The organism is Paraburkholderia sp. BL6665CI2N2, from assembly GCF_004366535.1.
GTDB lineage: Bacteria > Pseudomonadota > Gammaproteobacteria > Burkholderiales > Burkholderiaceae > Paraburkholderia.
The window spans coordinates 147,417-161,409 of record NZ_SORC01000001.1 but is presented as its reverse complement, the minus strand read 5'-3'; the positions used below and the strand labels follow the sequence as shown (position 1 = coordinate 161,409).

The following is a 13,993-nucleotide window of genomic DNA, read 5'->3' as shown; positions in this document are numbered from 1 at the left end:
ATGGGAGCAGTGACGATGAAGGTCGAGACGACGGGTTGGATGAAGGCGAGCCGCGCCTGGCTCGCAATGGCCTGTTCGGCGGGTTTGGCCTGCTTGCTGGCAGTGCCGGCGGCGTACGCGAGCGATATCGATTTCGCGGCGCCGTTGAACGGCTGGCGCAACACGAGCGGCGATAGCGAACGCTATACGCAGGACGTGCATTACCCGGCGGTGGCGGTGTCGACGCCGGAAGGGCAGTCCAGGTTCGCGCTGATCGAAGGGCAGATCCGCAGCACGCCGAAGAAGAAGGGCACCTCGGTGGGGACGCTGGTGGTCGATGGCACGCCGCTGCCGCAGCGCGTGGAAGAGGACGGCAAATTTTCGCGTCCCTATGCGTTTCCCGCTGGCAGCAACAATGTCGAACTGCGCGCGCCGGACGGCAGTCGCAAGCGCGTGCAGTTCTACGACGCCTACAGCGGCAAGACCCAGCCGAAGCTGCGCGTGCTGCTTGCGTGGGACACCGACGGCACCGATCTGGATTTGCACGTCGTCTCACCCGACGGCGCGCACACCTGGTATGGCGAGCGCGTCGCGCCGAACGGCGGCGCGCTCGACGTCGACGTGACGACGGGATACGGGCCGGAGATTTATTCGTCCGCGGCGCCGTTGAAGGGTACGTATCTGGTCTATGTGAATTACTACGGCAGCGGCAACAGCGGCGCCGATATGACCGTCGCGCAAGTGACCATCATCACGAACGAGAATACGCCGAACGAAAAGAGCGAAACGATCCGCGTGCCCATGCGCAAAGCCGGTGAATTGACGCTCGTGAAAACGTTTGTATTGCCGTAAAGCAGGAAACACTCGTCGGTCTGCGGCAAGCCGTGAGGCCCGCGACTCATTCGGAGCGCGGCGACGAAAACCAATGCGTTCAAGGAGTTGGGTGTGTCATGCGCAAGTTGTCCACAGGCTTCTGAACAGTTTCTGTGGACAAATGCCACGGACAGGTTCGCGCGCTATCCTGGCTTTGAAAAGCCGCCTTGCGCAGATCGACTCTGCACGTCCGGCGATCAGAGGTCGGTGTCCAATCGCCGCTCTTCCACTCCATCGCGCATGACCGACCAGTACGGCTGACGGTTGTAGTAGTCGTGCACGGCCGTGCCCCATTGCATGTCCGCCATGGAAGGCCAGTGATCCTTATCGAAACCCGGTGCGTTCTTGATCCGATCGGCGCTCGCATCGATCACGAAGCATTTGTCGTCCGTGTCGAGCGTGAGCGCGCTCCACGGAATCGCGTGAAGCGTGTCGCCGATGCCCAGAAAGCCGCCGGTCGACAACACCGCGTAAGCGATCCGGCCGCCGCGCACGTCGAGCATGATGTCGGAGATCTTGCCGACATGTTCGCCGTCCGACGACATCACCTTGTTGCCGTCGAGCGTGGCTGCCGCCATGACGTCCGGTCCGGGACCGTCGCCGTTGCCGACTCCAACGATAGTTGCCCCTTGCGTATCGGCGGATGCCGGTACTTGGGGATCGAGCGTAGTCATGATGTGCTCCTCGTAAAAAGCGTACGTAGGGAGCGCGCAACGACTATGCCTGTTAGCCGGGGAATGGTTGGCGCGGGAGCGCTTCGCAGGTGGTTGCTGCTGCTGGCCGTGTGATGGGTTTTGCGCGCGCGGCTGTACGGCGAGGCATGTGGGCAATCGACAGTTGTGGGCGGCGTTACCGGAAAAAGGGGCGCGGACCGGAGCTGGTTTTTTCGGCGGTTCAGCGCGAGTTCGACCACCAGATCCGCAACGCGTGGCGCGGCGATCGAGCAGGTAGCCCTTACCCTTTCTTACCGGTGCTCAAGTTTCCGCGAATCGAGGTCGATAGGAGTTTTAACCGGCTGTGTGTGCGGCGCCGGCCGACGCAGCAGAAACAAAATCAACGGAGGTTGCTATGCAAATCGACAGTGCGTTGTCGTCGACACTGCCGGGGCCGGATCGCACGACGACCAAAGGACCGTCCGCAGCGCACGACTCTGTCGTAAAGACATCGACCATGGATGCGCCCGCGCAGGACGACGCCGTCCATATCTCCGCGGAAGGTGCGGCAACGGCGGCTCAGGATAACAATACGGGTCAGGGTGACGCAGTCAGCGATTCCGCAAGGGAGGACACACCGGCATCCGGTGTCTCAGCGGTCAAATCGTTTGCGTACGGCACGCTCGGGCTCGAGCGTCCGGATCAGCCTCAGGAAGCGCACAACGCGTTCTATACGGCCGGACGTTGGCTGGCAGCCGGAATCACGATCGGCGGGATCGTTTCGCTGCTTGCGTGAAAGGGGAGCGGGAAAAAGAAAGCGCTTGCCGTGCGTGACGCACGGCAAGCGCTATTGACGGCTTACCGGTTGATTTAGCGGTGGCTCAGCGATCGAGGAACGACTTCAGGCGGTCGGCGCGGCTCGGGTGCATCAGCTTGCGCATGGCCTTGCTCTCGATCTGACGAATCCGCTCACGCGTGACGTCGAACTGCTTACCGACTTCTTCGAGCGTGTGGTCCGACTTCGTGTTGATGCCGTAGCGCATACGCAGCACCTTCGCTTCGCGCGGCGACAGCGAGTCGAGCGCGTCGTCGATGGCGGCGCGCAGGTCGGCTTGCATCGCGGCGTCGGCCGGCGAGGACGCTGCCGAATCTTCGATCATGTCGCCGAGCGTGGCGTCGCCGTCGTCTCCGACCGGCGTTTCCATCGACACCGGCTGCTTGGCGATCTTCAGAATCCCGCGCACCTTCTCTTCAGAGAGTTCCATGCGTTCCGCGAGCACGGACGGATGGGCTTCCTGACCGGTCTGCTGCAGGATTTCGCGCGAAATGCGGTTCAGCTTGTTGATCGTTTCGATCATGTGCACCGGCACGCGGATCGTGCGAGCCTGGTCGGCGAGCGAACGCGTCACAGCCTGGCGAACCCACCACGTTGCGTACGTGGAGAACTTCCAGCCGCGACGGTATTCGAACTTGTCCACCGCCTTCATCAGGCCGATGTTGCCTTCCTGGATCAGGTCGAGGAACAGCATGCCGCGGTTCACGTACTTCTTCGCGATCGAGATCACGAGACGCAGATTCGCCTCGATCATCTCGCTCTTCGCCTTGCGCATCTTCGATTCGGCCGCGACCATCTGGCGGTTGATCTCTTTCAGATGCTTCAGCGGCAGCGAAACCGTTGCTTCGATTTCGATCAGCTTTTGCTGTTCGGACTGAATCGCCGGCAGATGGCGCTCCAGCGCCGCGCCGTACGACGAAGCGCCACGCGCCGCGCGTTCCGTCCAGCCGAGGTCGGCTTCATGGCCGGCAAACGACTCGATGAACTTCTCGCGCGGCATGCCGCTCTTCGAGACGACGATTTGCAGAATGTTGCGCTCGATCGCGCGAACTTGTGCCACCTGTTGCTGCACGTCGCCGCACAGGCGGTCGATGGTGCGTGCCGTGAAGCGGATCTTCGCGAGGTGCTGCTGGATCTCTTCGCGTGCGCGCTGGTACGCCTTCGAGGTGACGTCGCCGCGCGTGTGCGATGCGTTCATCTGGTCGGACAGCATGCCGACTTGCGCGAAGATTTCGAGGCAGTCGCTCGTGAGTTGCTTCAGGCGTGCTTCGTCCGCTGCCGAAGAGTCGGCCGGGCCAACGTCGTCGTCGCTGTCTTCTTCATCGTCGCTATCCGTGTCCGTGTCGACGTCGGCGGATGCGTCCGCGCTGGTGCTATCTTCTTCGGCGGCGAGCGTGTCTTCATTCAGACCGTCGACCAGTTCGTCGATGCGCAGTTCGCCGTCGGCAACCTGCTGGGCGCTCGCCAGGATGGCCGAGATCGCGAGCGGGCAAGCGGCGATTGCCTGCACCATTTCGTGCAGGCCGTCTTCGATGCGCTTCGCAATCGCGATTTCGCCGGCGCGCGTCAGCAGTTCGGTCGCGCCCATCTCGCGCATGTACATACGCACCGGGTCGGTCGTGCGGCCGAATTCGGAATCGACGGTGGACAGGGCGACTTCGGTCTCCTCGTCCGCCTGATCGTCCGACACGACGGCCGGGGCGTTCGAGTTGAGCAGCAGCGTTTCCGCGTCCGGCGCCTGTTCGTAGACCTGCACGCCCATGTCGTTGAACGCGCTGACAATGCTGTCGATGGCGGCCGTCTGCGCGAAGTTGTCGGGCAGGTGATCGTTGATCTGCGCGTGGGTCAGGTAGCCTTGCTCCTTGCCCAGCTGGATCAGGGCGCGCATCTGGCGCTGACGTTCTTCGGCTTGTTGCGGCGGCAACTCGGCCGCCACGGGGATCGCTTTACCGGCGCCCTTGCCCTTGGCCGTGCGGCCCGAGGGCGCTTTGGCGGTGTAGGCGGCGGTTTCGTGTTGCGAATCTTCGCGATCAAAAGGGTTCACGTATTCTCCTCTAGAGGCTTCGCTATGAGACGCAAGACGCGACCGTCAGGCGTTTCGAGCATGGCTCAACATCACCTGAGTGACTCAACGCGGTTGTTTGGCTGTGCTCTGGGGAGCAAAAAAGATGAGCCCGCTCGAAGCGGGCCGATAGAAATGTGCGAAATTCGCGCGGCTCGCATTATATCCGAGCTTGGGACTTTGCGCTCATCGTATGCACATCTTTTCATCATGCGCGTTTGTCGCAGGTTCGTCCTTTGGCCGCCGGTCGGGCTTGGAGCGGTTGCTGGGCCGATGCATCTAGGTGCGTGCACATTCGCTGTTTTCAAGCTCCTCACTATAGAGGAGTTCGGTTGTCCTCACACGACGGGATCACGAATGCGCTGCTCCCCCTATATATAGGGATAGCGTGTTCTAGCGTCGATCAGCGCCTGGTCAAAAGAAAATTCACAAAAGGGGGTTGACGACGTGTCAGTCGTTCTCCATAATCTCGTTTCTCTGCTGCTGATGCAGCGACGCAGAACGAAGCGGTGCCGGGTGGTTGTGATGTTGACGACTGGCGGTGCGGGTTCGGTGGTGAATGCGTACTCGATCTTTAAAAATTAACAGCCGATAAGTGTGGGCGCTTGATGCGCGACGCGCCGGCGGGCCCTTCGGGATCTGCCGGATGAAGCGAAAGTATCAAGTCTCACACAGTAATGAAAGGAAGGTTTTTCCATTGAAAGATGGAAGGATCATTCGTCAGTACGTTGAGTGAGCGACCGGGTTCGAAAGAGCCCGAAAACAGTAACAGGTTTGAACTGAAGAGTTTGATCCTGGCTCAGATTGAACGCTGGCGGCATGCCTTACACATGCAAGTCGAACGGCAGCACGGGAGCAATCCTGGTGGCGAGTGGCGAACGGGTGAGTAATACATCGGAACGTGTCCTGTAGTGGGGGATAGCCCGGCGAAAGCCGGATTAATACCGCATACGATCTGCGGATGAAAGCGGGGGATCTTAGGACCTCGCGCTACAGGGGCGGCCGATGGCAGATTAGCTAGTTGGTGGGGTAAAGGCCTACCAAGGCGACGATCTGTAGCTGGTCTGAGAGGACGACCAGCCACACTGGGACTGAGACACGGCCCAGACTCCTACGGGAGGCAGCAGTGGGGAATTTTGGACAATGGGCGCAAGCCTGATCCAGCAATGCCGCGTGTGTGAAGAAGGCCTTCGGGTTGTAAAGCACTTTTGTCCGGAAAGAAAACCTCTTGGTTAATACCTGAGGGGGATGACGGTACCGGAAGAATAAGCACCGGCTAACTACGTGCCAGCAGCCGCGGTAATACGTAGGGTGCAAGCGTTAATCGGAATTACTGGGCGTAAAGCGTGCGCAGGCGGTCCGCTAAGACAGATGTGAAATCCCCGGGCTTAACCTGGGAACTGCATTTGTGACTGGCGGGCTAGAGTATGGCAGAGGGGGGTAGAATTCCACGTGTAGCAGTGAAATGCGTAGAGATGTGGAGGAATACCGATGGCGAAGGCAGCCCCCTGGGCCAATACTGACGCTCATGCACGAAAGCGTGGGGAGCAAACAGGATTAGATACCCTGGTAGTCCACGCCCTAAACGATGTCAACTAGTTGTCGGGTCTTCATTGACTTGGTAACGTAGCTAACGCGTGAAGTTGACCGCCTGGGGAGTACGGTCGCAAGATTAAAACTCAAAGGAATTGACGGGGACCCGCACAAGCGGTGGATGATGTGGATTAATTCGATGCAACGCGAAAAACCTTACCTACCCTTGACATGTATGGAATCCTGCTGAGAGGTGGGAGTGCCCGAAAGGGAGCCATAACACAGGTGCTGCATGGCTGTCGTCAGCTCGTGTCGTGAGATGTTGGGTTAAGTCCCGCAACGAGCGCAACCCTTGTCCCTAGTTGCTACGCAAGAGCACTCTAGGGAGACTGCCGGTGACAAACCGGAGGAAGGTGGGGATGACGTCAAGTCCTCATGGCCCTTATGGGTAGGGCTTCACACGTCATACAATGGTCGGAACAGAGGGTCGCCAACCCGCGAGGGGGAGCCAATCCCAGAAAACCGATCGTAGTCCGGATCGCACTCTGCAACTCGAGTGCGTGAAGCTGGAATCGCTAGTAATCGCGGATCAGCATGCCGCGGTGAATACGTTCCCGGGTCTTGTACACACCGCCCGTCACACCATGGGAGTGGGTTTTACCAGAAGTGGCTAGTCTAACCGCAAGGAGGACGGTCACCACGGTAGGATTCATGACTGGGGTGAAGTCGTAACAAGGTAGCCGTATCGGAAGGTGCGGCTGGATCACCTCCTTTCTCGAGCGAACGTGTCAGTTGCGTAAAAGCAATGCGTTGAGCGCTCACGCTTATCGGCTGTGAAATCTGGACAGACTCAGGGGTCTGTAGCTCAGTCGGTTAGAGCACCGTCTTGATAAGGCGGGGGTCGATGGTTCGAATCCATCCAGACCCACCAAAGTCTTGTCTGGTGTGCTGATCGCCGAGTTTGGCGACTAAGACCCCTGGGTATCAATGCAGGTAGAGATTATCTGTGCATGACTGGGGGATTAGCTCAGCTGGGAGAGCACCTGCTTTGCAAGCAGGGGGTCGTCGGTTCGATCCCGTCATCCTCCACCAATCCTCAATGCGTAGCGTTCTGCGGGTAGTAAAAGCAGAGCACTGTGCATTGGCGATTGAGCCAGTCAGTAAGGATACGCGGTTATAGCAACTGCGATATCGGCTGTCGTTCTTTAACAATCAGGAAGAAGTAGTAAAGAGATTCACGAAAGATCACTTAGAGATGGGTGGTTGAGTAGGTGAATCAGGGTTGTGATTGTATCAATGTATGAAAAGAGAGATCGAAAGATCGCTTTTGGAATACGGCGCAACACGAATACTCAACCTGTAGCGGCATGTGAATCGGGAGAGACACACCCGTTATAGGGTCAAGCGAACAAGTGCATGTGGTGGATGCCTTGGCGATCACAGGCGATGAAGGACGCGGTAGCCTGCGAAAAGCGGTGGGGAGCTGGCAAACGAGCTTTGATCCACCGATATCCGAATGGGGAAACCCGGCCCGTATGGGTCATCCGTAGCTGAATACATAGGCTACGCGAAGCGAACGCGGTGAACTGAAACATCTAAGTAACCGCAGGAAAAGAAATCAACCGAGATTCCCAGAGTAGTGGCGAGCGAAATGGGACCAGCCTGCATTCTTTATCTGAACTGTTAGCCAAACGCTCTGGAAAGTGCGGCCATAGCGGGTGATAGCCCCGTAGGCGAAAACAGATTGGAAGAACTAGGTATGCGACAAGTAGGGCGGGACACGTGAAATCCTGTCTGAAGATGGGGGGACCATCCTCCAAGGCTAAATACTCGTGATCGACCGATAGTGAACCAGTACCGTGAGGGAAAGGCGAAAAGAACCCCGGGAGGGGAGTGAAACAGATCCTGAAACCGCATGCATACAAACAGTCGGAGCCTTTGAAAGAGGGTGACGGCGTACCTTTTGTATAATGGGTCAGCGACTTACATTCAGTGGCAAGCTTAACCGATTAGGGCAGGCGTAGCGAAAGCGAGTCCGAACAGGGCGATTCAGTCGCTGGGTGTAGACCCGAAACCAGGTGATCTATCCATGGCCAGGATGAAGGTGCGGTAACACGTACTGGAGGTCCGAACCCACTAACGTTGAAAAGTTAGGGGATGAGCTGTGGATAGGGGTGAAAGGCTAAACAAACCTGGAAATAGCTGGTTCTCTCCGAAAACTATTTAGGTAGTGCCTCGTGTATCACCTTCGGGGGTAGAGCACTGTCATGGTTGTGGGGTCCATTGCGGATTACTACGCCATAGCAAACTCCGAATACCGAAGAGTGCAATCACGGGAGACAGACATCGGGTGCTAACGTCCGGTGTCAAGAGGGAAACAACCCAGACCGCCAGCTAAGGTCCCCAAATATTGCTAAGTGGGAAACGAAGTGGGAAGGCTAAAACAGTCAGGAGGTTGGCTTAGAAGCAGCCATCCTTTAAAGAAAGCGTAATAGCTCACTGATCGAGTCGTCCTGCGCGGAAGATGTAACGGGGCTAAGCAATATACCGAAGCTGCGGATGCACATTTATGTGCATGGTAGGAGAGCGTTCCGTAAGCCTGCGAAGGTGCACTGGAAAGTGTGCTGGAGGTATCGGAAGTGCGAATGCTGACATGAGTAGCGATAAAGGGGGTGAAAAGCCCCCTCGCCGTAAGCCCAAGGTTTCCTACGCAACGTTCATCGGCGTAGGGTGAGTCGGCCCCTAAGGCGAGGCAGAAATGCGTAGCTGATGGGAAGCAGGTTAATATTCCTGCACCATTGTTAAATGCGATGGGGGGACGGATCGCGGAAGGTTGTCCGGGTGTTGGAAGTCCCGGTCCTTGCATTGGAGAAGGCGCTTTGGCAAATCCGGGCGCAGGATTCAAGGGTGCGAGGCCATTCACTTCGGTGAAGAAGCAATCGGAAGTGGTTCCAAGAAAAGCCTCTAAGCTTCAGTTTAACAAGACCGTACCGCAAACCGACACAGGTGGGCGAGATGAGTATTCTAAGGCGCTTGAGAGAACTCGGGAGAAGGAACTCGGCAAATTGGTACCGTAACTTCGGGATAAGGTACGCCCCTGTAGCTTGATGCCCCTGCGGGCAGAGGGTGAAGGGGTTGCAATAAACTGGTGGCTGCGACTGTTTAATAAAAACACAGCACTCTGCAAACACGAAAGTGGACGTATAGGGTGTGACGCCTGCCCGGTGCCGGAAGATTAAATGATGGGGTGCAAGCTCTTGATTGAAGTCCCGGTAAACGGCGGCCGTAACTATAACGGTCCTAAGGTAGCGAAATTCCTTGTCGGGTAAGTTCCGACCTGCACGAATGGCGTAACGATGGCCACACTGTCTCCTCCCGAGACTCAGCGAAGTTGAAGTGTTTGTGATGATGCAATCTCCCCGCGGCTAGACGGAAAGACCCCATGAACCTTTACTGTAGCTTTGCATTGGACTTTGAACCGGTCTGTGTAGGATAGGTGGGAGGCTTTGAAGCGTGGACGCCAGTCTGCGTGGAGCCGCCCTTGAAATACCACCCTGGTTTGTTTGAGGTTCTAACCTTGGTCCGTAATCCGGATCGGGGACAGTGCATGGTAGGCAGTTTGACTGGGGCGGTCTCCTCCCAAAGTGTAACGGAGGAGTACGAAGGTACGCTAGGTACGGTCGGAAATCGTGCTGATAGTGCAATGGCATAAGCGTGCTTAACTGCGAGACCGACAAGTCGAGCAGGTGCGAAAGCAGGTCATAGTGATCCGGTGGTTCTGTATGGAAGGGCCATCGCTCAACGGATAAAAGGTACTCTGGGGATAACAGGCTGATACCGCCCAAGAGTTCATATCGACGGCGGTGTTTGGCACCTCGATGTCGGCTCATCTCATCCTGGGGCTGTAGCCGGTCCCAAGGGTATGGCTGTTCGCCATTTAAAGAGGTACGTGAGCTGGGTTTAAAACGTCGTGAGACAGTTTGGTCCCTATCTGCCGTGGGCGCTGGATATTTGAAGGGGGCTGCTCCTAGTACGAGAGGACCGGAGTGGACGAACCTCTGGTGTACCGGTTGTCACGCCAGTGGCATCGCCGGGTAGCTATGTTCGGAAGAGATAACCGCTGAAAGCATCTAAGCGGGAAACTCGCCTTAAGATGAGATATCCCCGGGGCTTCGAGCCCCTTGAAGGGTCGTTCAAGACCAGGACGTTGATAGGTCAGGTGTGGAAGCGCAGTAATGCGTTAAGCTAACTGATACTAATTGCCCGTAAGGCTTGATCCTATAACAGGTGTGTTTTGCGATGATCGTTAGTGCTTCAGCACTGACGGGCATCCCACCCCCGAAGGGGGCAAGGACACTCAGGTTAAGTGATCGTGTTGTGCCAGAAACAACACAACCCCAACAGCTTTACCCCTGGTGAGCATCACCAGAAACTACTTCTTCCCGATTGGCTGTATTGCTCCACGAGCAGTGCAGCAACAAGTCATGCCTGATGACCATAGCGAGTCGGTCCCACCCCTTCCCATCCCGAACAGGACCGTGAAACGACTCCACGCCGATGATAGTGCGGATTACCCGTGTGAAAGTAGGTAATCGTCAGGCTCCCCAGCAGCAACCAGAAACCCCACCCCGAAAAGGTGGGGTTTCTGCGTTTACAACCCCGCCGTATAACCCGCCTTCACTCCCGCCCCATCCGCCGCGTATCCGCGTAGCCCGTCAGTTCCAGATACGCCCGTCCCACATCCACACCTTCGCGCCGCAGATCCGTCGATTGCGAGCAACCGTTGACGAGGTTTCCTCGCCGCCCCACATCGTGATCCGGCTAAGCCCGCTTACGCACCGGGATCTGATGCGGCACACCTGCGGTGAATCGATCAAGTCGTTCACTCGCATCGGTGATCGCCCAGAGGGGTGCGCTACGCAACTGTCGGTCGTAATTCGTAGCGATCGCCGCAAAAAGCGCGAAGCCCGTATCGTCCAATTCCCACTTGCCGGCATCACGACCAATGTCGAACACTGCCGACACCGCACGTTCCGCCGCTCCTAGCTGCTCACCGGTCACCGAACCGAAACCCGATTCCGCTAGAAACCCCGTCAGCAGCATGATTTGCGTGAGCGTTTGCGCGTCGCTCATACTGCCGGCGCCACGGCGCAAGGCGTCGAGGGCCAGATGGACCCGCAGCGCGAGGTCGTCGGCGGTTTGCCGGGGGATCGGCAATAGCATGGCCTTGGCATGCCGCGCGCGCGTAGCGCCAGTGTGGCGAGATAACGGAATAGGTTGTGCCATGAAGGTCCAATGTTTATGCCTGTGCAGATGCAATAACGGCGCGGATCGTAAAAGATTGAGCCCTCGTTGCGCAGTCGTGCACGCCATCGACGGAACGCTTGGAAGGGCTGTCTGGCGGCCCTCGTCACCACTCCTGCGTGGAGTCCGGCGCATACGTCTTTCAGGCCAAAGGCGCGATGCCTTTCAATCTTCCTTCCTGCGACAGACATTTCTCCCACCAGAACCTCGAACCTTGAACTTCGTTCCGCGCGATGCCGATCTGCGACCGCGTCGAAACTTCGGCTATATGCCGGACGCAACGGACCATTTGCGTCTCTTCATGAGAGAAAATGGCCTCTGTCCGCGAAGCCGCACCCCTACCCGGCGTCGCCACGAGACCGCAACCCACCCTCAACCCACTCCGGCCGCATCAACGCCTCGCCTCACTCGCCGTCATCCTCCTCCGAAACCGGCGCCACACTTCGCGCCCGCACTCGCCGACGAATCTCCGAATCGAGGATCAAACGTCCACGCAGTTTCCCCTTCATCCGCTTCACATAGCGCGGGGCCTCGGTCATGTGGATCACCATCAACTCTCGCACTTTCTCCACATCACGCTCACGTGCCGCCTTCGTAATCGCCTTGTGAATCTTGACGTTGGCCTGACCGAAACGCTCATGCTCCGCTTGCGGCGTATCGTTACGAAACTCGATGAGCTGCCGGATCATTTCATTGATCAACTCGCAACTGAAACGCAGGAACGGATTCGGATTCGCCGCCGCGAGGATGTCGTGGAAATTCACATCTTCCTGACGTTGCCGCACGATATCCTTCCCGCCGTGTGACGAAGCCGGTTGATCGCAACACGCAATGCTCGCGTCGAGCGCTTCGAAGTCCTGCTCCGTCAGATGTGGCACGGCCCCCGCCGCGAGTTCGGGCTCAAGCAGTTTGCGCACGGTGTAAATGTCGTCGATCGAAACGTCCTTGAAGAACAGGTAGTTTTGCAGCAGTTGCAGCGTGCGATCGAGCGGCACCTCCACCACCATACCGCCGCCGCTCGGGCCGGTGGTCACTTTGATGAGACCTTGCACCTCGAGCGATTTCAACGCCTCGCGGATCGTGCTCTTGCTCACCGAAAAGAGCTGCTGCAATTCCACCTCGCGCGGCAGCCGGTCGCCTGGCTTCAGGTCTTTCTCGGTGATGAGCCGCTTGATTTCCTCGGCGACCAGATCGCCGCGTTTCTGCTGCTTGATCTCAATCGCGGCGCCAGCCTTGGCGCGGTCCATGGCCATATTCGATGCTCCCAGTTTGTCCTGCGATCTTCGATCGATTCGCCGGTGCCGTCGCTGCCTGAAAGAGTGCTCCGACGCCGCCAGGAATTTTGCCTTATTGACACCCGAATTTATTGTACCTACGATCAAGTCCAACCTATTTATCATGATAAATAGAACAAAGCCGATGCAGTGAAAAACTTCACGGCGGCCAGCAAGCTCGAGTAGTCGTTCGCGCAGCGTGTGCAGTTTCGTAGTCGGTCAGTGCGTGTCTCTTTCCTAAGGAGCGTCATTTTGAATCGCCGAAATATGTTGAAGCTGGCCGCGTTGTCGGCCGTTCCAGGCACGTTGGGCTCGCTGGTCGCGCGAAGCGCGTTCGCACAGGCCGGAACGTTGCAGTTCGCCTGTCCGGTGCCGATGTCGGGTCCATTCGCGGCGAACGGCAAATACGCCGACCTCGGCATGAAGCTCGCTATTGAGCAGTACGGCAAGGTGCTGGGTCAACCGCTCGCATACACGGTGCTCGACACGGAAGGCAAGCCCGCAACCGCCGTGCGTCGGGTTCAGGAAATCGCGCAACAGAAGAATGCGCGCTTCTTTGCGGGCGGTATTCTGTCCTCCGAAGCATTGGCAATGGGCAAGGAAGTGCAGAAGGCGGGCGGCGTTTTCATTACGACTGCCGGCGCGGACGAAATCACCGGTAAGGATTGCAATGACGCCACATTCCGCTGGTCGGTGCCGACCTACGGCGCGATCGAGCAGACGGTGCGTCCGCTGATCCAGATGATGCCCAAAGCCAAACGCTGGTACACGATCACGCCGCAATACGTGTTCGGCGACGGTTTGCTCTCGGCCGCGAAGACGGTCTTCAAAGAGAAGGGCATCGAACACGTGGGCAACAGCTACCACTCGCTCAATGAGAAGGAGTTCAGCGGCTATCTGACGAACGCAGTGGCGGCGAAGCCTGACGTGCTGCTGATTCTGAACTTCGGCTCGCAGTCGTCCGATACATTGCGCCAGGCCGTGAGCTTCGGCATGAAGAACAATTGCACGATTCTGATGGCCTGGGCGTCCGGACTCGAGCAATTCGAATCGCTCGGAGCGGACCTGTGCGAAGGCGTCTATTTCGGCGCACAGTATTGGCACGACATTGATTCGCCGTTGAATCGCGATCTCGTCAAACGCGCGAATGCCGCGTTCAAGGCCAATCCCAACTACAGCCTCGCAGGGTCGTATATCTGCACGAAGATCCTGCTCGACGGCATCGTGAAAGCAGGTAACGTCGACCCGAAGAAAGTGGTCGCCGCACTCGAAGGCATGAAGTACGATGGATTGACCGGCCCGGAAGAAGTCCGCAAGGGCGACCATCAGGTGCTGAAGAATTATTATCTGTTGAAGGGCAAGGCGAAGAACAAGATGAAGAACGCCGACGACTACGCGGATATCGTGAGCTCCGGCCAATCGTTCCTGCCACTCGACAAAACCGGCTGCAAGATGACCTGACGCCTGCGTGCCGTATGCA

At 57.8% G+C, this 13,993-nt stretch carries 7 protein-coding genes, 2 tRNA genes and 3 rRNA genes; 8 read left to right on the top strand and 4 right to left on the bottom strand.

Going from position 1 to position 13,993, the window contains the following annotated elements; all coding sequences use genetic code 11:
* Positions 1-15 precede the first annotated feature (15 nt).
* On the top strand, positions 16-831 hold the full coding sequence (locus B0G81_RS00755; RefSeq protein ID WP_134132507.1) for a DUF2135 domain-containing protein: 816 nt from the start codon (positions 16-18) through the stop codon (positions 829-831).
* A gap of 218 nt (positions 832-1,049) precedes the next feature.
* Here B0G81_RS00755 and B0G81_RS00750 read toward each other — a convergent pair whose 3' ends face one another.
* The gene (locus B0G81_RS00750) at positions 1,050-1,526 is read right to left on the bottom strand and encodes a PRC-barrel domain-containing protein (protein WP_116122346.1); all 477 of its coding nucleotides are present in this window, start codon (positions 1,524-1,526) and stop codon (positions 1,050-1,052) included.
* A gap of 394 nt (positions 1,527-1,920) precedes the next feature.
* Between B0G81_RS00750 and B0G81_RS00745 the strand changes: the two genes are divergently transcribed.
* Entirely contained in the window at positions 1,921-2,301 is a 381-nt protein-coding gene (locus B0G81_RS00745) for a hypothetical protein (RefSeq protein WP_134132505.1), read from the top strand.
* 85 nt (positions 2,302-2,386) lie between these two features.
* On the opposite strand, the gene rpoD is transcribed toward B0G81_RS00745, so the two are convergent.
* Complete coding sequence (gene rpoD, locus B0G81_RS00740; RefSeq protein WP_134132503.1) at positions 2,387-4,384, bottom strand: RNA polymerase sigma factor RpoD; 1,998 nt, start codon at positions 4,382-4,384, stop codon at positions 2,387-2,389.
* A gap of 794 nt (positions 4,385-5,178) precedes the next feature.
* Here rpoD and B0G81_RS00735 point away from each other — a divergent pair.
* The 5 genes from B0G81_RS00735 (at position 5,179) to rrf (ending at position 10,536) form a co-directional block, all read left to right on the top strand.
* A 16S ribosomal RNA gene (locus B0G81_RS00735) occupies positions 5,179-6,709 on the top strand.
* Between the two features lie 80 nt (positions 6,710-6,789).
* Positions 6,790-6,866: transfer RNA gene (locus B0G81_RS00730), tRNA-Ile, on the top strand.
* 85 nt (positions 6,867-6,951) lie between these two features.
* Positions 6,952-7,027 (top strand) — tRNA-Ala (locus tag B0G81_RS00725).
* Positions 7,028-7,333: 306 nt separating this feature from the next.
* A 23S ribosomal RNA gene (locus B0G81_RS00720) occupies positions 7,334-10,215 on the top strand.
* A gap of 207 nt (positions 10,216-10,422) precedes the next feature.
* Positions 10,423-10,536: ribosomal RNA gene (gene rrf / locus B0G81_RS00715) — 5S ribosomal RNA — on the top strand.
* Together the 16S, 23S and 5S rRNA genes with 2 tRNA genes alongside form the textbook arrangement of a ribosomal RNA operon.
* Before the next feature lie 220 nt (positions 10,537-10,756).
* Here the strand turns inward: rrf and B0G81_RS00710 are convergent.
* Positions 10,757-11,221, bottom strand: coding sequence for a hypothetical protein (locus B0G81_RS00710; RefSeq protein ID WP_134142952.1), 465 nt, complete (start codon positions 11,219-11,221; stop codon positions 10,757-10,759).
* 422 nt (positions 11,222-11,643) lie between these two features.
* Positions 11,644-12,492 (bottom strand): FCD domain-containing protein, encoded by an 849-nt coding sequence (locus tag B0G81_RS00705; protein WP_116122342.1) that lies wholly within the window; start codon positions 12,490-12,492, stop codon positions 11,644-11,646.
* Between the two features lie 273 nt (positions 12,493-12,765).
* On the opposite strand from B0G81_RS00705, the gene B0G81_RS00700 reads away from it, so the two are divergent.
* Complete coding sequence (locus B0G81_RS00700) at positions 12,766-13,974, top strand: ABC transporter substrate-binding protein (RefSeq protein WP_134132501.1); 1,209 nt, start codon at positions 12,766-12,768, stop codon at positions 13,972-13,974.
* The last annotated feature ends 19 nt before the right edge of the window (positions 13,975-13,993 follow it).